This is a genomic window from Phytoactinopolyspora halophila (genome assembly GCF_003287285.1).
GTDB lineage: Bacteria > Actinomycetota > Actinomycetes > Jiangellales > Jiangellaceae > Phytoactinopolyspora_A > Phytoactinopolyspora_A halophila.
Genome location: NZ_QMIG01000020.1, coordinates 21,581 through 44,642, shown reverse-complemented (window position 1 = coordinate 44,642; position 23,062 = coordinate 21,581). Strand labels below are relative to the sequence as shown.

Sequence of the window (23,062 nt, the reverse complement as noted above, 5' to 3'; positions counted from 1 at the left end):
ATATATCACGATGCGAGGCCGTCCGTGTGGGATCCCCAGCAGTACCTTCTCTACGCCGAGCAACGTGCACGCCCGTTTCACGATCTTGTCGCACGGATACCCGTCGAACGGCCCGACTACGTCGTCGACCTGGGCTGCGGGCCAGGGGGTCTCACCGCCAAGCTGGAGCGACGCTGGCCCGGGGCGAAGATCGTCGGGGTGGATGCGTCGGCGGAGATGATCCAGCGCGCCCGCGGGTGCGAGGGCGTGGAATTCGTCCGGGCCGACGTGCGCGAATGGGCTCCAGAGGCCGCCGTGGATGTCATGGTGAGTAACGCGATGCTGCAGTGGGTGCCCGAACACGCGCGGGTACTCCGGCGTCTCGCCTCGTTTCTTGCGCCAGGTGGTTGGCTGGCGTTTCAGGTTCCGGGCAACTATGAAGAGCCGGCCCACGTCGAGATGCGTGATCTGGCCGCGTCCGCGCGCTGGGCAGATCGGATCGAAGTTGCGTGGCCCGTGGTCCACGATCCGGTGGAATACGTGGACGTGCTGTGTGATCTCGGAATGGCCGTCGACGTCTGGGAGACGACCTATGTCCACCTTCTCGACGGGCCCGATGACGTTCTCGAGTGGTTACGTGGCAGTGGATTGCGGCCCGTGATCGCGCAGCTGAGCGAGGCCGAGGCGGACGAGTTCGTCGAGCAATACCGGGCACGCTTGCACGAGGCCTATCCGGCCGGCCGGCACGGCACCGTGCTTCGGTACCGGCGCATCTTCGCCGTCGGTCACATCTAGGGAAGCTCGGTGGATAGGTGAGCCCGAGGGTCAGGTTTTGCTGATCGTCGACGATCGCCGACATGGACATGTGCACCGTCGTCAATGATCATGGAGTCCGCACGGGTCGGCGGTCCGCGCGTCATGACGACGTTGTGTGCTCGGCCTGGTCGATATGAGGATCACCCTCGAGTCCGGCCAGCCCGTTCCACGCGAGGTTGACCAGGTGCGCGGCGACCACGCGCTTGTCAGGTGAGCGGACCTCCAGCCACCACTGCCCGGTCAAAGCCACCATGCCGACCAGCATCTGCGAGTACATGGGGGCGTGTCCGGCGTCGAAACCCCGATTGGCGAACTCCTCGGCCAGCAGATGCTCGACCTGACTGGCCGCGTCGGAGATCAGACTGGCGAACCCACCGGTCGAACTGGCGACGGGCGAATCGCGAACGAGAATGCGGAACCCGTCGGTGGACGTCTCGATGTAATCGAGCAATGCGAGTGCGGCCTGTTCGAGCAGGACGCGGGGATGTCCCTCGGAACTCAAAGCCGTCGTGATGCTGTCGAGCAACTGCTCCATCTCGCGATCGACCACGACCGCGTAGATGCCTTCCTTGCCGCCGAAATGTTCGTAGACGACCGGTTTGGAAACCCGTGCGCGGGCGGCGATCTCCTCGATCGACGTGCCGTCGAAACCGCGTTCGGCGAATAGGGTGCGGCCGATGTCGATGAGCTGTTCGCGGCGTTGTTTCGCCGTCATGCGTGTCCGGTTGCCCGTAGGGCGTGTTTCTGACCCGTTTTCCGATCCGTCATCGATGTCCACCACCCCATCATCCCCCGTCGTCGGGTTTTCTGGGTTGGCTTGGATGCGCTGCGTTTGCGGACTAGAATCTTGGAGGTTTGTCAGCCACGCGAGATTAGTGACATGTGCTCGTGTGCAGGTGTCGCGTTGACATGCCGCTGTAGGTAGTACGGGACGTGCTGCCGAACGTCGTCAAATTCTTGTCACAGTGAGTACCACGCCGTGATTCGTGCTGGGGAGGTGAGGGCAATGCGACGTCGATCATCTGTAGCCGACGCCGAGCCCAGCCATAGTAGCTGGATTGCTATTCATGCCGACCTCACCCGACGCGCACTCCGGCGTGCCATTTCATAATTCTGCCTCCGCAAGGCGGGCGTGCAGCGCATTGTGAACATGCCTGGGTGTGCGGCCGTGCTGATCAAAGGAGTACACCCATGTGCCGTGAAGCGCTGCGCTACCGGACTTTCTGTCCAGGTCAACCTCGACCGAATCGCGATCCGAGCAGGTGCCTAGACGGGCGAGTGATCCTGGGAGGTAAGGCATGACGGCGGATCTGCTTGACATGCTCAAGGAACAAGACCTCCCCTACCTGAAGGACTGGCTGAACTCGAAGCAGCCGTACGAAATCGCCAACGAGCTGTTGCATGCCGATGCCGCAGGGATGGCGCTGGTCTTTCGCTTGCTGGACAAGGGGAAGGCGCTGGCGGTCTTCGAGGAGCTGGACCCATCGGATCAGCAGGAAATCCTCGCCGGCCTGCGCGACCGTGCCTTCCGCGAGCTGGTCGAAGGCATGGACCCGGACGACCGTGCGCGGCTGATCGGTGAGACTCCGGCCAAGGTCGCCCGCCGCGTGCTTGCCGGGCTGAGCCCACATGAGCGCCAGATGACGGCCGCCCTGCTCGGCTACCCGGAAGGCTCGGCCGGGCGCGCCATGACCCCGGAGGTGGTCGCGCTGCACCGGTCGCTGACCGCTGCGGAGGCGCTGAACGTGGTGCGGACCAAGGGCGCCAACGCGGAGACGGTCTATACGTTGCCGGTCGTGGACGATGGGCGGCGGTTGGTGGGCATCACATCCCTGCGCGATCTCGTCACCGCGCCCACCGATAGGAGGGTCAACGACATCGCGACGATGGACTTCGTCTCGGCGCGCGCCACCGACGAGGCGGAGGACGCTGCCCGTTTGATGCGGGACGCGAACCTGCTCGACCTGCCGATCGTCGACAGTGAGGACCGCTTGCTCGGGCTGTTGACTATCGACGACGCGGTGGAGGTCTTGGAGGAAGCAGAAACCGAGGATGCCTACCGGCAGTCCGGCTCCGAACCGCTGGCCGGCTCGTATCTCCTGGCCGGGATCTGGATGCTCGCCACCCGCCGGGTGCCGTGGCTGATGTTGTTGTTCGTCGCCGCCATCTTGACGATCAATGTGCTGGACCATTTCGAGGAGAACCTCGCCGAGGTCACGGCGCTCGCGCTCTTCATCCCGATGATCACCGGAAGTGGGGGTAATACTGGTGCCCAGTCGGCGACCTCGGTGGTGCGTGCTCTAGCCCTGGCCGAGGTGCGGGTCCGCGACGTTCCGCGAGTGCTGTGGACGGAAGCGCGCGTGGGCGCGCTCCTCGGCTTGGCGCTCGGTCTCGTCGGCATCGTGATCGGGTTGGTGTTCGCCGATCTCCAGCTCGCGCTGGTCATTGCGATATCACTGCTGGCGGTGTGTACCTGGGCAGCGATCGTTGGCGGATGCATGCCGTTGTTCGCCAAGAAGCTCGGCATCGACCCCGCCGTCGTGTCCGCCCCCATGGTCGCCACGCTGGTCGATGCCACGGGTCTGATCATCTACTTCATGACCGCCCGCACCATACTCGGTCTCTGAGCACACCCGTGACCGCCACGGTGACCTCGGGGGTCATCAGGGTGCGACGAGTGTTTTCTCGCCGCCGTAGTCGTCGACTCGCTTGCCCTCAATACGTTCCGCGCTGGGCCAGCGAGCATCCCAGACCCACCCGAAGCGCTCTAAGATCTTGATCACTCGGGCACTCGAGTCGATCTGGCCCTTGAGCACGCCGTGGCGGGCGCTGGTCGGATCGGCATGATGCAGGTTGTGCCAGGACTCGCCCATGGACAGCACCGCGAGCCACCACACGTTGCCGGACTTGTCCCGGCTCTCGAAGGGGCGTTCGCCGATCGCGTGGCAGATCGAATTGATGGACCAGGTCACGTGGTGCAACAGCCCGACGCGAACCAGCGTTGCCCAGAAAAACGCGGTCAGCGCGCCCTGCCAGGACCAGGTCGCCAGGCCACCGACGATCGGCGGCAGCAGGAGGGAGATGGCCACCCAGAGGGGGAAGAGCCGGCTGACGAGACGGATGTCCTTGTCCTTAAGCAAGTCCGGCGCGAACTTGCGCTGATCAGTCTGCTCCACGTCGAACATCCAGCCCATGTGGGCGAAGAACATGCCCTTGATCAAGGCCGGAACGTTGTTGCCGTAGCGCCAGGGAGAGTGCGGATCGCCTTCCTTGTCGGCGTACTTGTGGTGCCGCCGGTGGTCGGCGACCCACCGGATGACCGGCCCTTCGATTGCCATGCTTCCGGAGATCGCCATGGCGATCTTCGTGGGACGATTCGCCTTGAATGCCCGGTGCGTGAAGTGGCGGTGAAACCCCACCGTGATGCCGTGACCGGCGATGAGGTACATCACCACGGCGAGTGTGACGTCCAGCCAGCTCAGCATCCCGCCCATCCAGGCCACCGGAATGGCGGCGAGTAGGGCGACGAATGGGACGGCGATGAACAGGCCGATGGTGATGCGCTCACCCGTGTTCTGCGTGTCACCGCCGAGAGTCCCGCTGGGCAGGTCCGAGGGCGCGCTCTGGGGCGCGCTGGGAGTCGATGTCAGGGTGGAGGTATCGGGCCCGGACGTCGACGACTGACTGGACGGGGGAGTGGCGGTGTCGGTGGGAGCCATGAACGGTTCCTCCGGGTGCTTAGGAATACCTTTCCTACGCAACCGTAACCTACGCTGCCGTAAGTATTGAAATCCCGGTGCCCGTGGTCATCTCCTGTTCACCACGGCGACGCTTCGGCGCTTCTTTCGAGGGATTGGCCGATGCGAGGGCGGCGGGCAACGACGGAGTGCCACTTTCCCGTGGGGTGAGCGGCCGGGCCGTGCGGCAGCGTGCGGTAAGCTCGACACGGAGCCTCGTGGTTTCCGTGATCCCGGGTTGTGTAAGCGGTTAACACGCCAGATTTTGGTTCTGGAAATAGGGGTTCGAGTCCTCTCCCGGGAGCGTGGCCAGAACCTGACCCCACCGTCGGCATGACCGATACGCCCGGTGTGGATGGCCGGTGTGGCCGGTCGGGTTCGTGCCGTCCGTCGTGGCGGAGTATCGTCGTGCACGTTCCCACCCATCCGATGCTCAGGAGCGAGCCCGCGTGTCTACGCGTCCCGCAGCTGTCATCGTCCTCGCCGCGGGCGAGGGCACTCGCATGAAGTCCTCCACCCCGAAGGTCCTGCATGAACTGGCTGGCCGGAGTCTCGTCGGCCACGCGGTGGCGGCCGGCCAGGAGCTGGATCCCGACCATCTGACCGTCGTCGTGGGTCATGGCCGTGAGCACGTGGTCGCGCATCTGGCGGAGATCGCGCCCGGGGCCGCGACCGCGGTGCAGGAAGAGCAGCTCGGCACGGGCCATGCCGTCCAGTGTGCGTTGCGAACGCTGCCCGACCTGCATGGCGTGGTCGTCGTGACATACGGCGACGTGCCGTTGTTGACCGGGCAGACGCTGCAGGAACTCGTCGGGCAGCATGTCGCCGGTGGCCACGGCGTGTCCGTGCTCACCGCCGAGCTCGACGATCCCGCCGGTTACGGCCGGATCGTGCGGGGTGCGGATGGTTCCGTCGAGCGCATCGTGGAGCACAAGGACGCCACCGAGGACGTCCTGCGGATCACCGAGTTCAACTCGGGGATCTACGTATTCGACGCCGACGTCTTACGCACCGGGCTGTCCCAGCTCGACACCGACAACGTGCAGGGTGAGCTGTACCTCACCGACCTGATCCAGCTGGCCCGCGACGCCGGCCGGACGGTAGGCGCCCTGGTGACCGCCGACACCTGGCAGACCGAGGGAGTCAACGACCGGCTCCAGCTCGCCAACCTCCACCGCGAGTTCAATCGCCGAATCACCACCCGGTGGATGCGTGCTGGCGTCACCATCGTCGATCCCGCTACCACGTGGATCGACGTGACCGTCGAGCTGGATCGGGACGTGGTGCTACGTCCCGGTGTCCAGTTGCACGGCCGTACCCGCATCGATACCGGTTCCGAGGTGGGCCCCGACACGACGCTGTACGACACAACCGTTGGCGCGGGCGCCACCGTCGTCCGAACGCATGCCGCCGGCGCGGAGATTGGCCCGCATGCCAGTGTCGGTCCGTTCTCCTACCTGCGGCCCGGCACCCGGCTGGGGGAGGGCGGAAAGATCGGTGCGTTCGTCGAGACGAAGAGCGCGGACATTGGCCGCGAGTCGAAGGTGCCGCACCTGTCCTACGTCGGCGACGCCACCATCGGGGAGCGGACCAATATCGGCGCGGCGACGGTCACGGTCAACTATGACGGCGTGAGCAAGCACCACACCACCATCGGGGACCATTGCCGGACCGGCGCCGACAACATGTTCGTCGCGCCGGTGAATGTGGGCGACGGCGCGTACACCGCTGCGGGATCGGTGATCACCAATGACGTCCCTCCAGGGGCCATGGGCGTGGCGCGCGGGCGGCAGCGCAACGTCGAGGGGTGGGTCGCGCGGAAACGGCCGGGGACTCCGGAAGTAGAGGCTGCGCGGCGGGCCCAGGAAAGGCAGACTGGACGAGAAAACGTCGAGGGGAGCGACCAGTGAACGGGCTGCGGGCAAGTGGCACGAAGACGTTGATGCTGTTCGGTGGCCGGTCGCATCCCGTACTCAACGACGAGGTGGCCGAGCGCCTCGGCGTCGACCCGATTCCGATGAAGGCGCACGAGTTCGCCAACGGGGAGCTCTACGTTCGCTTCGACGAGAGTGTCCGCGGGTGCGACGCCTTCGTGTTGCAGAGTCACACGGCCCCGATCAATGAGTGGATCATGGAGCAGCTCGTCATGGTCGATGCGCTCAAACGCGCATCGGCGAAACGGATCACCGTCGTGATGCCGTTTTACGGGTATGCCCGCCAGGACAAGAAACACAAGGGGCGCGAGCCGATCTCGGCACGGCTCATCGCAGACATGTTCAAGACGGCAGGTGCGCATCGGTTGATGGCGGTCGACCTGCACACCGCGCAGATCCAGGGGTTCTTCGACGGCCCCGTCGATCATCTGTGGGCGCTGCCGCTGCTGGCGGACTACATCGCGCAAAGCTACGACTCGGGGAACATGACGGTCGTGTCGCCGGACGCTGGCCGAGTCCGGGTTGCCGACCTCTGGGCGGATCGGCTCGGTACACCTCTCGCGATCATCCACAAGCGCCGGGATCCCAACGTTGCCAACCAGGTCAAGGTGCACGAGGTCGTGGGTGAGGTCGCGGGCCGTACCTGCCTGCTGGTGGACGACATGATCGATACGGCGGGGACGATCACGCAGGCCGCCGAGGCACTCATCGCCAACGGCGCGCGGAGCGTCGTCGTCGCGGCCACTCACGCGGTGCTCTCCGGTCCAGCCGTGGACCGGCTGAAGAACTCGGATATCAACGAGGTGGTGGTCACGAACACGCTGCCGATCCCGGACGAGCGGCGCTTCGACTCGCTGACCGTGCTGTCCATTGCCCCGTTGCTGGCGCGTGCCATTCGTGAGGTTTTCGAGGACGGCTCGGTGACGAGTCTGTTCGACGGCAATGCTTAGTGGGCCCGGTTCGCGTCGAAGCGTGGCGGGCGAGTAGAATCGCGTGGTTGCCTCGGCGAGGGCGCTCTTCGAAGGGTGCCGTGATCGACGCGGCGCGTACTTCGGCGCGCGCTCTTCGCCGTACCGCCACCACTGACGCTTTCGACTGAACGCTGCCGTTGGAGGAGTTTCACCGTGTCCGATATCAAGATTGCCGCCGAGCTGCGTACTGAGTTCGGTAAGGGTGCCGCGCGCCGGCTGCGTCGTGCCGACAAGGTACCCGCGGTCCTGTACGGGCACGGCACCGACCCCGTTCATCTGGCGCTGCCGGGCCACGACACGATGATGGCCCTGAAGAACCCGAACGCACTTCTCACACTCGACATCGCCGGCGGGGGCAACGAGCTGGCGTTGCCCAAGCACGTGCAACGGGATCCGCTGAAGGGCTTCATCGAGCACGTCGATCTGCTGCTCGTCCGGCGCGGCGAGAAGGTGACGGTCGACATTCCGGTCGTGATCGACGGGGAGCCGATCTCCGGATCCATGGTCACTCAGGAGAACACCTCCATCGCCATCGAGGCCGACGCCACCCGCCTGCCGGAAAGCGTCCACGTCTCGGTCGACGGCTTGGACATCGGCTCGCAGATCCACGCCGGTGATCTCGAGATGCCGCGCGGCACCACCCTGATCTCCGATCCGGAACTGCTCGTGGTGAACGTGAGCGCGATGGCCATGGCGCCCGAGCCTGAAGAGGAAGAAGGGGCGGAGGCCGCCGAGGAGCAGCCGGCAGCTGCCGAGTCGGAGGCCGAGGGCGAGTCGGGCTCCGACGAGTCCTGACGGTCGCGACCTCGAGGACGGGCGTGAGTTCGGGCAGCGCCTGGCTCGTCGTCGGGCTGGGAAACCCGGGAACCAAGTACGCCGACACCCGGCACAACGTTGGCGCGATGGTCGTCGACCTGTTGGCGGCGCGCGCCAGCGCCCGGTTCAAGCCGCAGCGTCTCCGCCGCGCGGACGTCGCCGAGGTGCGGCTGGGTGAACCACCCGGCGTGCGCACGGTGCTGGCCCGGCCGCGCTCGTACATGAACGAGTCCGGCGGGCCGGTCTCCGGGCTGTGCCGCTATCACGGGATCGGGCCGGAAAACGTCGTGATCATCCATGATGAGCTCGACCTGCCCTTCGGCGCGCTGCGCGTGAAACGTGGCGGCGGGGACAACGGCCACAACGGACTGCGCTCGGTGCGTGGGGCGCTCGGTACCGGTGATTACATCCGCGTACGGTTCGGCATCGGCAGGCCGCCCGGCCGGATGGACGCGGCGGCCTACGTGCTCAAACCGTTCTCACCGGCGGAGCGTCGCGATCTGGAGCTGGAGGTGGATCGGGCGGCCGATGCGGCAGAAACGGTGGTCGTTTCCGGGCTGACGCACGCGCAGAACCGGTACAACGCGTGAACGACGCGTGAAGGGTGCGGACGGCCTGCTCACATCATGGGCGTTTTGTTCTGGAATATGGACGCACGGCTGCCGTGACCGGGTGAGTGCGTATCCTAGAGGGCTTGATGCCGTCCTCAAGGAGCTTCGTGAACGACACCGACATAGCTCTGGCCGCCCGCCTTGCACGTGAGGCGGGCGAGTTGCTGCTCGACCTGCGTGCTGAACAGGTGCCGTCCGGAGATGCCAGGCAGCTCGGCGCCGCCGGTGATCGGCGTTCTCACGAATACCTGGTGCGCACATTGGCCGAACAGCGTCCCGGTGATGTCGTCATGAGCGAGGAGGGCGCCGACGATGCCCGGCGTCGGGCCGCAGACCGGGTATGGATCGTGGACCCGCTCGACGGCACCAACGAGTACGGCGAGGGTCGCTCGGACTGGGCCGTACACGTGGGGCTCTGGCAGCGCACCGATACGGCTGGCAGTGATCAGCCGGCTGATGGCGGTGATCTCGTCGCTGGCGCCGTGGCGTTGCCGGGCCGATCGGTCACGCTGTCGGGTGACCCCGCTCTGCGCTCGGTCACCGCTCATCCCGATGGTCTCGATATCGGGGACGCTGCCGATCGTGCCGACCCGCCCTCGACGCAGCGGCCCTGGCGGATCGCGGTGAGCCGCAGCCGGGCGCCTGCGGTGGCTCGGCAGGTCGCGGAGGTGCTTCCGGTCGAGCTCGTGCCGCTGGGATCCGCCGGATATAAGATCGTTTCTGTGGTGCTGGGCGAAGTGGATGCTTACCTGCACGCTGGCGGGCAGTACGAGTGGGACTCGGCGGCGCCGGTGGCCATTGCTCGTGCTGCGGGCTTGCACGCCAGCCGCATCGATGGTTCCCCGCTGCGGTACAACGCTGCCGATCCGTATCTTCCTGACCTGCTGGTGGCCCGTCCCGAGGTCGCCAGTGCGGTACTTGACGCGTGTTGTACGCCCGGCTCCCGTCCGGTATCCGCCGTCCCGAGGTCCACGTGATGACACTCCACGAATATCAACTCAGCCAGCTCGATCTTCTGGAAGCCGAATCCGTCCACGTTTTCCGCGAGGTTGCCGCGGAGCTCGAACGTCCAGCGCTGCTCTTCTCGGGTGGCAAGGACTCCATCGTCATGCTCCGTCTCGCGGAGAAGGCGTTCTGGCCGGCGCCGATCCCGTTCCCGGTGCTGCACGTCGACACCGGGCACAACTTCCCGGAGGTGCTGGAATTTCGCGATCGGCGCGTGGCCGAGCTGGGCGTCAACCTGGTTGTCGCGTCGGTGCAGGACGCGATCGATCGCGGGGTGGTGCGCGAGGAACCGAGCGGTTCACGTAACCGGATCCAAACGCCCGTACTGCTTGAAGCGGTCGAGAAGAACCGTTTCTCGGCGTTGTTCGGCGGTGCACGCCGCGACGAGGAGAAGGCGCGGGCGAAGGAACGGGTCTTCTCGTTCCGGGACGAGTTCGGCCAGTGGGACCCGAAGAATCAGCGCCCCGAGCTGTGGAACATCTACAACGGCCGGATCCACCTCGGCGAGAGCATCCGGGTCTTTCCGCTCTCCAACTGGACGGAGCTGGACGTCTGGCAGTACATCGGCCGCGAGAACATCGACGTCCCCTCCATCTACTATGCGCGCGAGCGAGAGGTCTTCTCGCGGGACGGGATGCTGTTCGGCGTCAACGAGTTCTGCCGGCCCCGGGACGGCGAGCCGACGTTCATCGAGAAGGTCCGGTACCGCACCGTCGGCGACGCGACGCTCACGGCCGCAGTGCAGTCGGACGCTGACACGATCGAGAAGATCGTTGAAGAGATCGCCGCAACCCGCATCACCGAGAGGGGCGCGACCCGCGGAGACGACCGCGTCAGCGAAGCTGCCATGGAAGACCGCAAACGGGAGGGCTACTTCTAGATGGACACGGCAGCGACCACCACGACGCCTCCGATTCACCACATGGATCTGATGCGATTCGCCACCGCCGGATCCGTGGATGACGGCAAGAGCACGCTGATCGGCCGGTTGCTCTTCGATTCGAAGTCGATCTTCAATGACCAGCTGGAGAGCGTGGAGCGCACGAGCCAGGAGCGGGGCGACGAATACACCAACCTTGCCCTGCTCACCGATGGCTTGCGCGCCGAACGCGAGCAGGGCATCACGATCGACGTGGCCTACCGTTACTTCGCGACGCCGCGGCGCAAGTTCGTCATCGCCGACACTCCCGGCCACATCCAGTACACGCGCAACATGGTCACCGGCGCCTCGACGGCCGATCTGGCGATCGTGCTCGTCGACGCGCGCAAGGGGCTGGTCGAACAGAGCCTCCGGCACGCCTTCATCGTCTCGCTGCTCCGGGTGCCACACCTGGTGCTCGCCGTGAACAAGATGGACCTGGTGGACTGGTCGGAAGAGGTGTTCGAGCAGATCTCGCACGACTTCGCCTGTTTCGCCACCAAACTCGACATTCCCGACCTCACGGTGATCCCGATCTCGGCGCTGTACGGAGACAACATCGTCTCGCGGTCGACGAACATGCCGTGGTACGAGGGATCGTCACTGCTGCATCATCTCGAACACGTGCACATCGCGAGCGATCGCAACCTCGTCGATGTGCGATTCCCGGTGCAGTATGTGATCCGCCCGCAGTCGTTGCAGTATGCCGACTATCGGGGCTACGCGGGCACGATCGCCGGTGGTGTGCTCAAGAAGGGCGACGAGGTCATGGTGCTGCCCAGTGGGTTCACCACCCGGATCGCGGAGGTCGAGACCGCAGACGGTCCGGTCTCCGAGGCATTCGCACCGATGTCTGTCACGGTTCAGCTGGAAGACGAGCTCGACGTGTCTCGTGGAGACATGATCTGCCGTCCGCACAACCGGCCAGCGGCCGCGCAGGACATCGACGCCATGGTCTGCTGGATGACGGATCAGCCGCTGGTTCCGGGGCAGAAGCTCGCGATCAAGCACACTACGCGTTCGGCGCGGGCCATGGTCAAGGAGTTGCAGTACAAGCTCGACGTGAACAGCCTGCACCGCGATGACACCGTGACCCAGCTGGGACTCAACGACGTCGGACGGGTGCGCTTGCGTACCACGGCGCCGTTGCTGGCGGACGAGTACCGGCGGAACCGGATCACCGGTGGCTTCGTCTTGATCGACGAGTCGACCAACCACACCGTCGGTGCCGGGATGATCAGCAGCGCCGGCTGACCCCTACTGCTCGGCGGGCGTGATCGCTAGGCTCGTCTTCCGTGGGGCTGTATGTGGCAGAGAGCGGGCCGGCGAGCGGCATTCCGGTGATCTTCTTGCACGGCGCCGCAGCCAGCGGCTCGATGTGGGATGCGCAGAGCCGATACCTTGCGAACGATCTTCGTTGCCTCGTCGTGGACCTTCCCGGGCATGGCGAGAGCGTGAACGTGGCCTGGGAGTCGCTCGACGACGCTGCCCGCCGCGTCGCCGACGTCATTGAGGGACGTGCCGGCGGACGGGCGAGCGTCGTTGGCCTCTCGCTCGGTGGCTACGTGGCGATTCATCTGGGACAGGCGGCCCCGCATCTCGTGGCGGGCATGATCGTTTCGGGGGTCAGTGTGGTGCCTGCATCGTTCGGCACTCGCGTCTGGCAGCGGGGACAACTCATGGCGCGCTATACGAGCGTGCGACGGCTCGTGTCCCCGGCCACCCGAACGGTTGGCGGCCACGACAGCGGGGCAGACGACCGCCCGGATCCTGCCGCGGCGCTGCCACGCATGATATCGAAACGGATCGCCGACGAAGTGATCAACTTTCGCCTGCCGGACAGGCCCCCGCAGTTTGACTGCGCGCTTCTCGCGGTCGCGGGTGAGCACGAGAGCCGGGAAGTGCTGGGCTCGCTTCGTCCCCTGGCCGATCGATTCACTCCGAGCTGGGCGAAGTACGTCCCGGAAGCCGGGCATGCATGGCATGTGGAACAGCCGGAGTTGTTCAATGCGATGGTGCATAGCTGGGTCACCGAGCGGCTCTTGCCGCCCAAGCTGCGCGACCCGGAGCCGTGGATGGGCTGATCTGCCGCGCGTGCCGGGCGGGAAGCGTGTGCGCGGCGTTCGACCCTGAGGACGGGCGGCCCGAGGTGCGGTGCCGGTGGCGGTGTCGCGAGGTGTGGGTCCGAGGCATTGACAGGGTGAAGGGACACCCCTACTCTGTCGGAAATCGATTGCTGGCCCAGGAGGTCCTTTTCGCTGAAATTGGTCGAACCTCTTACCAATCACCGGCCATTGTTCATCAGAACGCACTCGATGTCGAGAGGCAGGTCGCCATGACAGTCACCGGGCCACGCCAGCGCCGGTGACGCGCCCGACGGCTTGGAGATTCCTCCCGGCAGGACATCCACGTCGTCGTCGGAGAACGAAGATTGGGAGGTTTGCGCATGCAACTTCAGCGACGGAGGGCCGCCGGCACGGTCGCGATAGCGGCCCTGGCCGGGTCCTGGATGGTGGCGATCCCCCCGGGGCAAGCGGCCGAGGACGCGACGGTGGACGGCGCGCAACACGAAACCGTCGTCGTCGACGGCGACAGTGCGGGCCGCACCTTCGATGGCCTCGGCGCCGTCAGTGCCGGGGCGTCCAGCCGGTTGCTTTACGACTACCCGGAGCCCGAACGAAGCCAGATTCTCGACTACCTCTTCGAACCCGGATACGGCGCCGAACTCGAAATCCTCAAAGTGGAGATCGGCGGTGACACGAACTCGACATCCGGTGCCGAGCCCAGCCACATGCGCACTCCCGACGAGATCGACTGCGGGCGCGGCTACGAATGGTGGTTGATGCGCGAGGCGCAGGAGCGGAACCCGGACATCAAGCTCGGCGGCCTGCAATGGGGCGCGCCGGGCTGGTTCGACGGTGGTTTCTGGAGCCAGGACAACATCGATTACCTGCTCAACTGGCTGGACTGCGCCGAGCAACACGACATCGACATCGACTTCATGGGCGGTTGGAACGAGGCCGGCTACGACCAGGAGTGGTTCGTCGAGTGGGACGCAGCGCTCGACGAGCACTATCCCGACGTCCAGCTCACCGCCGCGGACGACACCCCGTATTGGGGCTGGCGGGTCGCCGACGACATGGTTGAGAATGCGGACTTCGGTGACGCCGTAGACATCGCGAACATGCACTCGCCGTGCGGCTGGCGCTCGACGTACGCGGAGTGCTCCAGCACGCAGACGGCGCGGTCGCTCGACAAGCCACTGTGGATCGGCGAACAGAGTTCCATGGCCCACGATGCGGGTGCGGCGCCGCTGGCTCGCGGGGCGAACCGGATGTATATCGACGCCGCCATCACCGGCATGATGGTCTGGTCGCCGATCTCGGCGTGGTACTCGAACATCACCATGGCCGATACGGGCCTGATGGTCGCCGAGTGGCCATGGTCCGGTTTCTACGACGTCGGTGACAGCATCTGGTCCTACGCGCACACGAACCAGTTCGCCGATCCGGGCTGGCGCTATCTCGATACCGGTAGCGAGCGTCTCGAATCCGGTGCTACCCAGGTGTCGCTCGTGTCGCCCAGCGGCGACGACTGGAGCGCGGTGATCGAGACGTTCGACATGGACGAGCCGTCGTCCGTCACGTTGCAGCTGGAAAACCTCCCCGGGAAGCAGCTGCAGGTGTGGTCGTCGGATCTCCGCACCGACGACGACGCCGACCGGTTCCGTCGTGCCGGCGTGCTCACACCCGAGGGCGGCAGCGTGACGCTCGACGTCGAACCCGGTCACATCTATTCGGTGACGACCTCCGACGGGCAAGGAAAGGGTGACGCGCAACCCGGCGCGAGCGTCGACGAGCGACTGTCCGTGCCGTTCCAGGAGACGTTCGAGGACGTCGACCACGGCCGGACCGCACGCTACTTCTCGGATCTCGCCGGTGCTTTCGAAGCCGCGCCGTGTGATGGTGACCGCGATGGCACGTGCTATCGCCAGATGCTGGCCGAGGAGCCGATCAGCTGGACCCACGTCGGCGAGGTCCCGCTCAGCACCATGGTCGGTGATCCGCGCTGGTGGGGTGACTACGCTGTGCATGCCGACGTCATGCTGGAAGAGCCCGGATACGTCGAAGTGGGCGGCCGGGTGTCCGGGCAATCCTGGGGCTCACCCGCGAGCGGGTACCACGTCCGCGTCGGCACCGACGGCTGGGAACTCTTCAGCCGCGACCACGCGGGCGCGGCCGAGGTGTCGCTGGCCAGTGGAGACGAGTCCATCGAGGTGGATAGCTGGCACGAGGTGATCCTGCGGATGGACGGCGACACCATCGGGGTGTTCCTCGACGATCGACGCCTGGCTGAGGTGCAGGACACGACCCAGCGAACCGGCAACGTCGCGCTGAGCGTCAGTGCGTGGGACAACGCCCAGTTCGACGACGTTCGCGTGGTGCCCACCGCTGGAGAACCGAAGTTCGTGTCCAAGGATTCGATGTCCGCGAGCGCCACGTCCGAACACGGGTTCTTTCAGGGATGGACCTACGGTGCGGAGCACGTGATCGACGACCGTCCCGAGACGGAGTGGAGTTCAGCTTTCGATCCTCCGGAAGGGCTGCCACAGGCGGTCACGGTGGACCTCGGAAGCGTTCAGCGCATCCAGGCGCTGACGTATCAGCCGCGCCTCGATGGCAACACCAACGGAATGATCAGGAGTTACGAGGTCCACCTGAGCGCGGATGGTGAGACCTTCGAGGAGGTCGCCAGCGGAATGTGGTCGGCCGACAGTTCGACCAAGGTGGCGGCCTGGCCCAAGCAGCGAGCCCGCTACGTCCGTCTGATCGCGGCGGACGACGACGAAGGCTGCGGTGACGCGACCGCCACGGCCGGAGAGCTCGGGGTGGTGCAGGCCAAGGGGCCCGATCTGACGACCACACCACCGGCGCCGCCCCGCTCACCGTTGCCCGACGACGCACCGGAGGAATTCGACCATCTCGTGTCCCAGGCGGAGATGTCGGCGACGGCGAGCAGCGTGCACAGCGACCCCTACATTCCGTGCCGTTCCGTCGACGGCGATACCTCCACGTTCTGGCACTCCGCTCCGGCGGCTACCGGGCCGTTGCCGGCCAGCGTGACACTGGATCTCGGTCAGGACCGGGACGTGCAGGGGTTGGCCTACCTGCCGCGTCAGGACGGCAACCCGAACGGCAACATCACGTCGTACGACGTCGAGGTCAGCACTGACGGTGAACAGTTCACGACCGTTACCGGCGGTGACTGGGCCGACGACGACACCCAGAAGTACGCCACGTGGGAGCCAACATCCGCGCGCTACGTGCGCCTGACCGCGTCGGCCGGGCACTTCGACGTCGCGGCGGCGGCCGAGCTGCACGTCGCCGAGGCCCCGTAGGCGAGGAGTACTCGTATGTTCGCTCGCCCGGTCAGCGTCCCGTAGAGCTCGGGACTCCTTCGGCACCGGCCGCCTCAGCCCGCGGCCGGTGCCGGGTCCGGGCACGAGCTCCGCCAGAACGGCGCGAGAACGCGACACCGGCGAGGCAGACCACACCGCCGATCAGCCCGTAGACCGTCGGCATCTCGGCGAGGAAAAGCCAGGAGAGCAGGACGGCGACGGGTGGAACGGCGTATGTCGTGGCGCTGAGCCGGCCGGCGTTCATCCGGCTGAGGGCATAGGCCCACAACGTGAAGCCGACGGCGGTGGGGAAAACGCCGAGGTAGACGGCCCCGAGAACGGCGCCAGCCGAAGCTGCCTCGAATTCGCCGATCAGCTGGGGTGCCCAGGGCGTCAGGACCGTGGTGCCGGCGACGCTTCCGAGCCAGATGGTGGGGAGCGCGTCCACTCGGCGGAGCGCCACTTTCTGGATCAGCATTCCCGCCGTGTAGAGGAGGGCGGCCAGCAGGCACAGGGCGACGCCGATTCCGTCGCGGTGTCCGCTGGAGCCCATGGCGATCATCCCGAGGCCGCCCAGCGCGACGAGCGAACCGACAATGAGTGGCCGGGGGTAGCCTTCGCCCAGGAACGTTCCCGCCCCGAAGGCGATCAGCAGCGGTGCCAGGTTGACGAGAAACGCCGCCGTGCCCGCATCGATGTGCTGTTCTGCCGCGTTGAGCGCGACCGTGTAGCCGGCGAGCCACAGCACGCCACAGGCAACGACCAATGGGAGGGAGCGCCGTGGCACGCGCGTGAACGCGGTACTCCGGTATGTGACGAGGGCCAGCGCGGTCAGGGCGACGGCGGCGACGAAGAGGCGGATGAGTGCCATCGAGCCGGGAGAGAACGTGTGGCCGACGTCGCGGATGACAACGAACGCGGAGGCCCACAGCACCACGGTGCCGGCTGCTGCGGCCGCGGCGAGGCGGGTGCTGGAGCGGAGCCGTGAGATCATGTCGAGATTTTGTAGTTGAGCGGTCACGAACTCCATCGTTGACGCCCGCAATAGAAAGGACAAGCAAATATTTGTCGATGAATGTTAAGTAGCACTATATAGTCATTGTCATGATCGATGTTTCCCGTCTTCGCCTGTTGCGGGCCGTCGTGGCTACGGGCTCGATCCGCGCTAGTGCCTCCGCCCTGGGGTACACACCGTCAGCGGTCAGTCAGCAGCTGGCGCTCCTGCAGCGCGAGACCGGGCTGAGCCTGCTCGAGCGCTCCGGCCGGGGAATCGTGCCGACCGGTGCCGCGCGGATGCTCGCGAGTGAAGCAGAGCCGTTGTTCGAAGCGCTCAACCGCGTCGAGCGAGTGGCCGGAGACCTGCGAGCAGGCAGGATCGGCCGGTTGTCGATCGGCTACATCGCCTCGATCGGTGCGGTGTGGCTGCCATCGGTCGTGTCAGTGCTGCACGCGGAGTTCCCCGATCTCCAGCTCGAGCTGCGGATGACGGAGGCCGAGCGAGGAGGTATCGCACAGCCCGTGCCGGACCTCGACATCTTCGTGGAAGGCCCGGAGCCGGTACGGCCGGACGATGTCGAGGTCCAGCGCCTCGTCGACGACCCGTACGTTGCGGTCGTCCCCGGAGATCACGCCCTGGCGTCAGCAGCTTCGGTGCCCCTTGCCGAGCTGGCTGGCGAACGGTGGGTGGACAACGACCTTAAGGATGGCGCTTGCCGCTGGGTTCTCATGTCCGCATGCGCAGAAGCCGGATTCGTTCCCGAGTTCTCGGTCGAGACCCACGATTACCGGACCGCCATCCAGTTCGTGGCCGCAGGAGTCGGGATCACGGTGGTCCCTGAACTCGCCGTCGGCGACGTGCCCGATGGGCTGGCCACGGTTCCCGTCGTGTCGCCCGTTCCGACCCGGCACATCAGCGTCGCTGTACGACGGCCCGTCGCCGAGCATCCCGCGGTACTGCGCGCGTTGGAGCTGTTCCGGATGAAGGTGACCGAGAGCCGCTGAGCGTCGAGGTTCTGCTCTCTCTTCTTGGTTCTGCGGAACGTTCAGGCGGAGTTTGGGGCTCCTGCACGTTCCGCAGAACCAAGAAGTGGTCCTTCCAGTCTAGACGGCGACGGGCCGTTTCAGCGGTTCCCACCAGGCACGGTTGGCGCGGTACCAGGCGACGGTGTCGGCCAGGCCACGCTCGAACGGGATCCGCGGCACGTATCCGAGCTCGTTCCGGATCTTCGTGGTGTCGACGGAGTACCGCAGGTCGTGGCCGAGCCGATCCTCCACGTGCTCGACGCTCGCCCACGACGCGCCGCAGGCGGCGAGGAGTTCGGTAGTGAGCTGGCGGTTCGTCAGCTCGGTGCCGCCTCCGATGTTGTAGACCTCGCCGGGGCGCCCCCGCGTGCGGACCAGCTCGACGGCCCGGCAGTGGTCGTCGACGTGGAGCCAGTCACGCATGTTCGTACCATCCCCGTACAGCGGGACGGGCTTGCCGTCGAGCAGGTTGGTGACGAACAGCGGGATGACCTTCTCTGGGTGCTGGTACGGGCCGTAGTTGTTGGAGCAACGGGTGATGAGCACCTCGAGGCCGTGGGTGCGGTGATAGGCACGCGCGAGCAGGTCGCTGCCCGCCTTGCTCGCGCTGTACGGGGAGTTGGGCTCGAGCGGGTGTTCTTCGGGCCACGATCCCTCCTCGATCGATCCATAGACCTCATCCGTGGAAACGTGTACGAAGCGCTCGATGCCGTGGCGCAGTGCGGCGTCGAGCAACGTCTGCGTGCCCGCGACGTTGGTCAGCACGAAGTCGGCCGCGCCCGTGATGGAACGGTCGACGTGGCTCTCGGCGGCGAAGTGCACGATCTGGTCGGCACGCGCCGCCACGGCGTCGACCGTCGCGGCATCGCGGATGTCGCCCTCGACGAAGGTGAGCCGTGGCGAGTTGGCGACGGGAGCGAGGTTGGCGCGGTTCCCGGCATAGGTCAGCTTGTCGAGGACGACGATGTGCGCATCGGCCAGCGACGGGTAACGACCGGCCGCCGCCTCGCGGACGAAGTGCGAGCCGATGAATCCCGCGCCCCCGGTCACGACGATCCGCATCCGAACCCCTCCGGTGCCCTCGTGGTCCTGTGTGCCCTGCCCGCGCTGGGCGCCTATCACCAGCGCAAAAGAACGGTATCCAGGCGCACCGCGGGTGTGATACCGGACTGTTTCCGCCGTTTGCGGGCCGGACGGCGGACATGGGCACCTTCACGACGGCCGTGACGCCGGGCGAGTATGCACGTGGCGGGGAAACGCTCGGGCCGACAGATCGGGAGTGGGAACCGGTGACAGAACGCAACGGTGACGCACCGCGCCTGGATCCGATGGCGATCGAGGGCGCCTGGACGTTCACGCCGCGGCAGTTCGGCGACCAGCGCGGCAGGTTCCTGGAGTTCTTCCGGCAGGACCTCCTGGAAGCGGTGCTCGGCCATCCGCTCGATCTGCGCCAGGCCAACTGCTCGATCTCGGCGGCGGGCGTGGTTCGCGGCGTGCACTTCGCCGACGTGCCTCCCGGCCAGGCGAAGTATGTCACCTGTGCGGTCGGAGCGGTGCTGGACGTCGTCATCGACCTGCGGTTGGGCTCTCCGACCTTCGGCCAGTGGGACCGGGCCGTAGTCGATGACCGGGATCGGCGAGCCGTCTACATCGCCGAAGGGCTCGGGCACGCGTTCATGTCGCTGGCGGATGGCTCGACCGTGATGTATCTGTGTTCGAGCGAATACGCGCCGGAACGGGAACGGGGTGTCCATCCGTTCGATGCCGATCTGGACATCGACTGGCCGTCGGAGGGGCGAGACGGCGAGCTGTTAACGGCCCAGCTGTCCGCCAAAGACGCGCAGGCGCCGACCCTTCGCGAGGCCCGGGATGCGGGCGTCCTGCCCGACTACGAGCGCACGCTGGCCTTCTACACCGCCCGGGCCCGGAACGAGCAGCTCAGTCCAGCCAGCCGCCGTTCGTGAGCAGGCCGATCACGGCATCGCGAGCCTGTTCGATCGTCAGGTCTGAGGTGTCGACGACGAGCTCGGCGTCCTCCGGTGCCTCGTAGGGGCTGGAGATGCCGGTGAAGTCGGCGATCTCGCCCGCGCGAGCTCGCGCGTAGAGGCCCTTGCGGTCCCGCCGCTCGCACTCGGCGAGCGGGGTTGCGACGTAGATCAGCAGGAAGTCGGCGTGGGCCTCGACCATCTGGCGCACGCGTGCTCGGGTGGCGGCGAACGGGGCGATCGGCGCGCACACGGCCGTCCCGCCGTGCCGGGCGATCTCGGCGGCGACGTAACCGATCCGTTCGATATTGCGGTCCCGATCTGCCCGGGAAAATCCGAGCCCGGCGGAGAGATTCCGCCGCACGACGTCGCCGTCGAGCAGCGTGACGCGGCGGCGTCCGTCCTCGGCGAGATGGTCGGTCACCGCGCGTGCCACGGTGGACTTTCCGGAGCCGGAGAGGCCGGTGAAGAACACGACCAGACCGCGGTCCCGCCGGGGTGGTCGCCATCGCTGCCATGCGTGCAGGCTCGGTTCCGGCCACTCGTCGACAGGAGGCACAGCCCGGCCATCCAGTCCGGCGAACAGAGCGGCGAGATCTGGACGCCGGGCGGGCCGCACGAGGCGGGCACCATACGCACGAGCGATCGTTTCTGCCAGGTGCTCGTCGCGCTCGTCGCCGTACTGGGGAGCGGGGACGAGCACGGCATCGGCGTGGCGGCCTTGCTCGCGTAGCTGGTCACGAAGGGCAAGCGTGGCCCGGGCGACGGTGGGAGCATCCGGCCCGGGACGCGCGCGCGGGCCATCGAGGACGACGAGCAGCAGCGGGCCGTGCGGATCCGCTGCTTGCAGGGCGTAGGCGTCGATCGGGTCGTGGCTCACCACGGCCGATGCGCCCTCGAACTGCCCGGACGGTGGCAACCGGAGCCACGAATACGGCCCGTCACTATCGGTGGTGCTGGCGGGGATACCCGTACGGACAACGCGGCCGGTCACGGCGAATTCGCCGGTCGAGCCGTCCGCAGGGACCGGTGGCCGGGCTGGTTGGATATCGGCCAGCTCGGCCACGGGGGCGCCCTCGGGATCGGTGAGCACGAGGCGCCCGGACTGCTCGACCCGCTCACCGATACCAGCCGGAATGTCGATCGACATGGTGGCAGGGCCGATACCGAGGAGTGCGAGCTCGATCTCTGTCAGTGTCACGGCGCCGGGCGTGACCGTGGGCAGCTCCGGCACAGGTGTCGAATCGTTCGCGGGCACGGCACCAAGCCTACGAGGGCGGTTCAGGGCGCGAACGTGCCGTCGTTGCGGAAGGCGGCGACGGCCTCGTCGATCGGTGTGTCGCCGGCGACGAGTTCGAGCGTCATACCTGCCGTCGCCGGTTCGTCGAGCAGGGCGAGGAGGACCGCCGCGACGTCGTCGCGTGGGACCGGCCCGCGCGGCACCGACGTCGCCAAGCTGATCCGCCCCGTTCCCCACTCGTCGGTCAACCGCCCCGGACGCAGGATGGTCCAGTCGAGCGGGCGGGCGCGCAGATCGTCCTCGCTGGCTCCCTTGGCGCGGAGGTAGGCGGCGAACACCTCGCTCGTGTCCGGGGGCGGTTCCGCACCGGCGCCCATCGCCGAGATCAGAATGTAGCGGCGGACTCCGGCTTGCATCGCGGCATCCGCGAGCAGCTCCGCTCCCGCGCGGTCCACCGTGTCCTTGCGGGGGATACCACTGCCGGGTCCGGCGCCGGCGGCGAACACCACGGCGTCCACGGTGTGGAGCTCGGCGGCGATCTCGTCCGCCGTCGTGTATTCGAGGTCGAGAACCACCGCCGTCGCTCCGGCGCCGGCGAGATCTGCCGCATGTTCATGGCTCCGGACCAGGCCGATCGCCTCGTCACCGCGGAGCGTCAGAAGGCGCTCCAGACGTATCGCGATCTGGCCGTGCCCGCCCGCGATCACAACCCGCATGCGCAACACCGTACGCCATGATCACCGATCGGAGGCAGAGGCAGTGTCATCCCGGTCATCCCGGTCATCACGGTCGGCACCATCACCACCGCCGTCGTCGTCGCGCGTGGTGGCGGCGACGAATCCCGGAACACCGGCGAGGATGCCGCCGTCGACGTTGAGGACCGTACCCGTGATCCAGGAAGCGTCGTCGGAAGCGAGGAAGGCGGCCGCTGCCGCGATGTCAGACGGCTCGCCCAGCCGTCCGAGCGGATACAGCCGGCGCAACCGTTCGTGCACGTCGGGGCGGTCGTCCAGGTGCTCCCAAGCGCGCGTGCGCACCGTTCCCGGAGCGACGACGTTGAACCGCACCCCGTCTGGCCCGTAACGCAAGGCGAGATTCTGGGTCAGGTTGATCAATCCGGCCTTGGCTGCCGAGTAGACTTCGCTGCCGAAGGCGGCCATGCCGTTGACCGAACCGATCGACACCACCGATCCGCCCGCGGGCGAATCCAGCAACGACGGCAGCGCGGCCTGGATACAGCGGGCGGCACCATGCAGCGTCGGATCCGCCTGGCGGTTCCACGCCTCGTCGTCGACGTCGATGAATGGCGGGCCACCGTTCACACCTACGTTGTTCACCAGCACGTCGAGCCTTCCCCACCGCTGTACAGCGGCGCCGACGGCGGCGTCGACGGAAGATCGGTCGGTCACGTCGCACGTGACGCCGAGGACGTCGCCGTACGCGGTTAGCTCATCCGCCGCCGCGGTCACGGCGTCGGTGTCGACATCGGCGAGGACGGCGGTAGCACCCTCGTCGACCAGGCGTGCGGCGATGGCCTGACCGATGCCGCGCGCGGCACCGGTGACGAGTGCGACGCGGCCGGTGAAACGAGCCGTCAACCCAACCTCCTCGGAGCTCCGGCCGGACGTC

The 23,062-nt window shown here is 66.7% G+C and carries 20 protein-coding genes and 1 tRNA gene; 14 read left to right on the top strand and 7 right to left on the bottom strand.

Features of this window, described 5'->3' with window-relative positions; translation table 11 throughout:
- The first annotated feature begins 24 nt into the window (after positions 1-24).
- Entirely contained in the window at positions 25-774 is a 750-nt protein-coding gene (locus DPM12_RS16605) for a trans-aconitate 2-methyltransferase (RefSeq protein WP_211659062.1), read from the top strand.
- 121 nt (positions 775-895) lie between these two features.
- On the opposite strand, the gene DPM12_RS16600 is transcribed toward DPM12_RS16605, so the two are convergent.
- Positions 896-1,510 (bottom strand): TetR/AcrR family transcriptional regulator, encoded by a 615-nt coding sequence (locus DPM12_RS16600; protein ID WP_112259504.1) that lies wholly within the window; start codon positions 1,508-1,510, stop codon positions 896-898.
- A gap of 583 nt (positions 1,511-2,093) precedes the next feature.
- Here DPM12_RS16600 and mgtE point away from each other — a divergent pair.
- Positions 2,094-3,422, top strand: coding sequence for a magnesium transporter (mgtE, locus tag DPM12_RS16595; RefSeq protein ID WP_112259460.1), 1,329 nt, complete (start codon positions 2,094-2,096; stop codon positions 3,420-3,422).
- A 36-nt stretch (positions 3,423-3,458) separates the two neighbouring features.
- On the opposite strand, the gene DPM12_RS16590 is transcribed toward mgtE, so the two are convergent.
- Positions 3,459-4,514 (bottom strand): acyl-CoA desaturase, encoded by a 1,056-nt coding sequence (locus DPM12_RS16590; RefSeq protein WP_112259459.1) that lies wholly within the window; start codon positions 4,512-4,514, stop codon positions 3,459-3,461.
- Positions 4,515-4,763: 249 nt separating this feature from the next.
- On the opposite strand from DPM12_RS16590, the gene DPM12_RS16585 reads away from it, so the two are divergent.
- The 10 genes from DPM12_RS16585 to DPM12_RS16540 all read left to right on the top strand — a co-directional run bounded on the left by DPM12_RS16585 (position 4,764) and on the right by DPM12_RS16540 (position 16,186).
- Positions 4,764-4,836, top strand: a tRNA-Gln gene (locus tag DPM12_RS16585).
- Positions 4,837-4,981: 145 nt separating this feature from the next.
- Entirely contained in the window at positions 4,982-6,442 is a 1,461-nt protein-coding gene (gene glmU / locus DPM12_RS16580) for a bifunctional UDP-N-acetylglucosamine diphosphorylase/glucosamine-1-phosphate N-acetyltransferase GlmU (RefSeq protein ID WP_112259503.1), read from the top strand.
- Complete coding sequence (locus DPM12_RS16575) at positions 6,439-7,416, top strand: ribose-phosphate diphosphokinase (protein ID WP_112259458.1); 978 nt, start codon at positions 6,439-6,441, stop codon at positions 7,414-7,416. The genes glmU and DPM12_RS16575 overlap by 4 nt, the downstream gene beginning before the upstream one ends.
- A 174-nt stretch (positions 7,417-7,590) precedes the next feature.
- A complete protein-coding gene (locus tag DPM12_RS16570) occupies positions 7,591-8,232 on the top strand; it encodes a 50S ribosomal protein L25/general stress protein Ctc (protein ID WP_112259457.1) in 642 nt (213 codons plus the stop codon).
- Positions 8,233-8,255: 23 nt separating this feature from the next.
- Positions 8,256-8,843, top strand: a complete 588-nt coding sequence (gene pth / locus DPM12_RS16565) for an aminoacyl-tRNA hydrolase (RefSeq protein ID WP_211659061.1) — start codon at positions 8,256-8,258, stop codon at positions 8,841-8,843.
- 128 nt (positions 8,844-8,971) lie between these two features.
- Positions 8,972-9,841 carry a 3'(2'),5'-bisphosphate nucleotidase CysQ gene (locus DPM12_RS16560; protein ID WP_245951296.1) on the top strand — a complete coding sequence of 290 codons (870 nt, stop codon included), beginning with the start codon at positions 8,972-8,974 and terminating at the stop codon, positions 9,839-9,841.
- The gene (gene cysD, locus DPM12_RS16555) at positions 9,841-10,749 is read left to right on the top strand and encodes a sulfate adenylyltransferase subunit CysD (protein WP_112259502.1); all 909 of its coding nucleotides are present in this window, start codon (positions 9,841-9,843) and stop codon (positions 10,747-10,749) included. The genes DPM12_RS16560 and cysD overlap by 1 nt, the downstream gene beginning before the upstream one ends.
- Positions 10,750-12,042 carry a sulfate adenylyltransferase subunit CysN gene (gene cysN / locus DPM12_RS16550; RefSeq protein WP_112259454.1) on the top strand — a complete coding sequence of 431 codons (1,293 nt, stop codon included), beginning with the start codon at positions 10,750-10,752 and terminating at the stop codon, positions 12,040-12,042.
- 41 nt (positions 12,043-12,083) lie between these two features.
- On the top strand, positions 12,084-12,872 hold the full coding sequence (locus DPM12_RS16545) for an alpha/beta fold hydrolase (protein ID WP_112259453.1): 789 nt from the start codon (positions 12,084-12,086) through the stop codon (positions 12,870-12,872).
- A 362-nt stretch (positions 12,873-13,234) separates the two neighbouring features.
- Positions 13,235-16,186: a discoidin domain-containing protein gene (locus DPM12_RS16540; protein WP_112259452.1), complete on the top strand. Its 2,952-nt coding sequence runs from the start codon at positions 13,235-13,237 to the stop codon at positions 16,184-16,186.
- Positions 16,187-16,217: 31 nt separating this feature from the next.
- Here the strand turns inward: DPM12_RS16540 and DPM12_RS16535 are convergent, their stop codons facing one another.
- The gene (locus DPM12_RS16535; protein ID WP_112259451.1) at positions 16,218-17,180 is read right to left on the bottom strand and encodes a DMT family transporter; all 963 of its coding nucleotides are present in this window, start codon (positions 17,178-17,180) and stop codon (positions 16,218-16,220) included.
- A gap of 110 nt (positions 17,181-17,290) precedes the next feature.
- On the opposite strand from DPM12_RS16535, the gene DPM12_RS16530 reads away from it, so the two are divergent.
- Positions 17,291-18,187, top strand: coding sequence for a LysR family transcriptional regulator (locus tag DPM12_RS16530; protein ID WP_112259450.1), 897 nt, complete (start codon positions 17,291-17,293; stop codon positions 18,185-18,187).
- 99 nt (positions 18,188-18,286) lie between these two features.
- On the opposite strand, the gene rfbB is transcribed toward DPM12_RS16530, so the two are convergent.
- Positions 18,287-19,270, bottom strand: coding sequence for a dTDP-glucose 4,6-dehydratase (rfbB, locus tag DPM12_RS16525; RefSeq protein ID WP_112259449.1), 984 nt, complete (start codon positions 19,268-19,270; stop codon positions 18,287-18,289).
- Between the two features lie 266 nt (positions 19,271-19,536).
- Here rfbB and DPM12_RS16520 point away from each other — a divergent pair, with 266 nt between their 5' ends.
- Positions 19,537-20,172, top strand: a complete 636-nt coding sequence (locus tag DPM12_RS16520) for a dTDP-4-dehydrorhamnose 3,5-epimerase family protein (protein WP_112259501.1) — start codon at positions 19,537-19,539, stop codon at positions 20,170-20,172.
- On the opposite strand, the gene cysC is transcribed toward DPM12_RS16520, so the two are convergent.
- Genes cysC through DPM12_RS16505 form a run of 3 tightly spaced genes read right to left on the bottom strand, consistent with a single transcriptional unit; the run spans position 20,147 to position 23,031 of the window.
- Positions 20,147-21,451: an adenylyl-sulfate kinase gene (gene cysC / locus DPM12_RS16515; protein ID WP_211659059.1), complete on the bottom strand. Its 1,305-nt coding sequence runs from the start codon at positions 21,449-21,451 to the stop codon at positions 20,147-20,149. The genes DPM12_RS16520 and cysC overlap by 26 nt on opposite strands.
- Before the next feature lie 23 nt (positions 21,452-21,474).
- Positions 21,475-22,149: an SDR family oxidoreductase gene (locus tag DPM12_RS16510; protein ID WP_112259448.1), complete on the bottom strand. Its 675-nt coding sequence runs from the start codon at positions 22,147-22,149 to the stop codon at positions 21,475-21,477.
- Positions 22,150-22,170: 21 nt separating this feature from the next.
- The gene (locus DPM12_RS16505; RefSeq protein WP_211659058.1) at positions 22,171-23,031 is read right to left on the bottom strand and encodes an SDR family NAD(P)-dependent oxidoreductase; all 861 of its coding nucleotides are present in this window, start codon (positions 23,029-23,031) and stop codon (positions 22,171-22,173) included.
- Positions 23,032-23,062: the final 31 nt, after the last annotated feature.

Bases quoted from the DNA above. Each gene is read 5' to 3' on its own strand.
- DPM12_RS16600 (WP_112259504.1), bottom strand. From the start codon at position 1,510: ATGACGGCGAAACAACGCCGCGAACAGCTCATCGACATCGGCCGCACC.
- mgtE (WP_112259460.1), top strand. From the start codon at position 2,094: ATGACGGCGGATCTGCTTGACATGCTCAAGGAACAAGACCTCCCCTAC.
- DPM12_RS16590 (WP_112259459.1), bottom strand. From the start codon at position 4,514: ATGGCTCCCACCGACACCGCCACTCCCCCGTCCAGTCAGTCGTCGACG.
- cysD (WP_112259502.1), top strand. From the start codon at position 9,841: ATGACACTCCACGAATATCAACTCAGCCAGCTCGATCTTCTGGAAGCC.
- cysN (WP_112259454.1), top strand. From the start codon at position 10,750: ATGGACACGGCAGCGACCACCACGACGCCTCCGATTCACCACATGGAT.
- DPM12_RS16540 (WP_112259452.1), top strand. From the start codon at position 13,235: ATGCAACTTCAGCGACGGAGGGCCGCCGGCACGGTCGCGATAGCGGCC.
- DPM12_RS16535 (WP_112259451.1), bottom strand. From the start codon at position 17,180: ATGATCTCACGGCTCCGCTCCAGCACCCGCCTCGCCGCGGCCGCAGCA.
- DPM12_RS16530 (WP_112259450.1), top strand. From the start codon at position 17,291: ATGATCGATGTTTCCCGTCTTCGCCTGTTGCGGGCCGTCGTGGCTACG.
- rfbB (WP_112259449.1), bottom strand. From the start codon at position 19,270: ATGCGGATCGTCGTGACCGGGGGCGCGGGATTCATCGGCTCGCACTTC.
- DPM12_RS16520 (WP_112259501.1), top strand. From the start codon at position 19,537: ATGGCGATCGAGGGCGCCTGGACGTTCACGCCGCGGCAGTTCGGCGAC.
- DPM12_RS16510 (WP_112259448.1), bottom strand. From the start codon at position 22,149: ATGCGGGTTGTGATCGCGGGCGGGCACGGCCAGATCGCGATACGTCTG.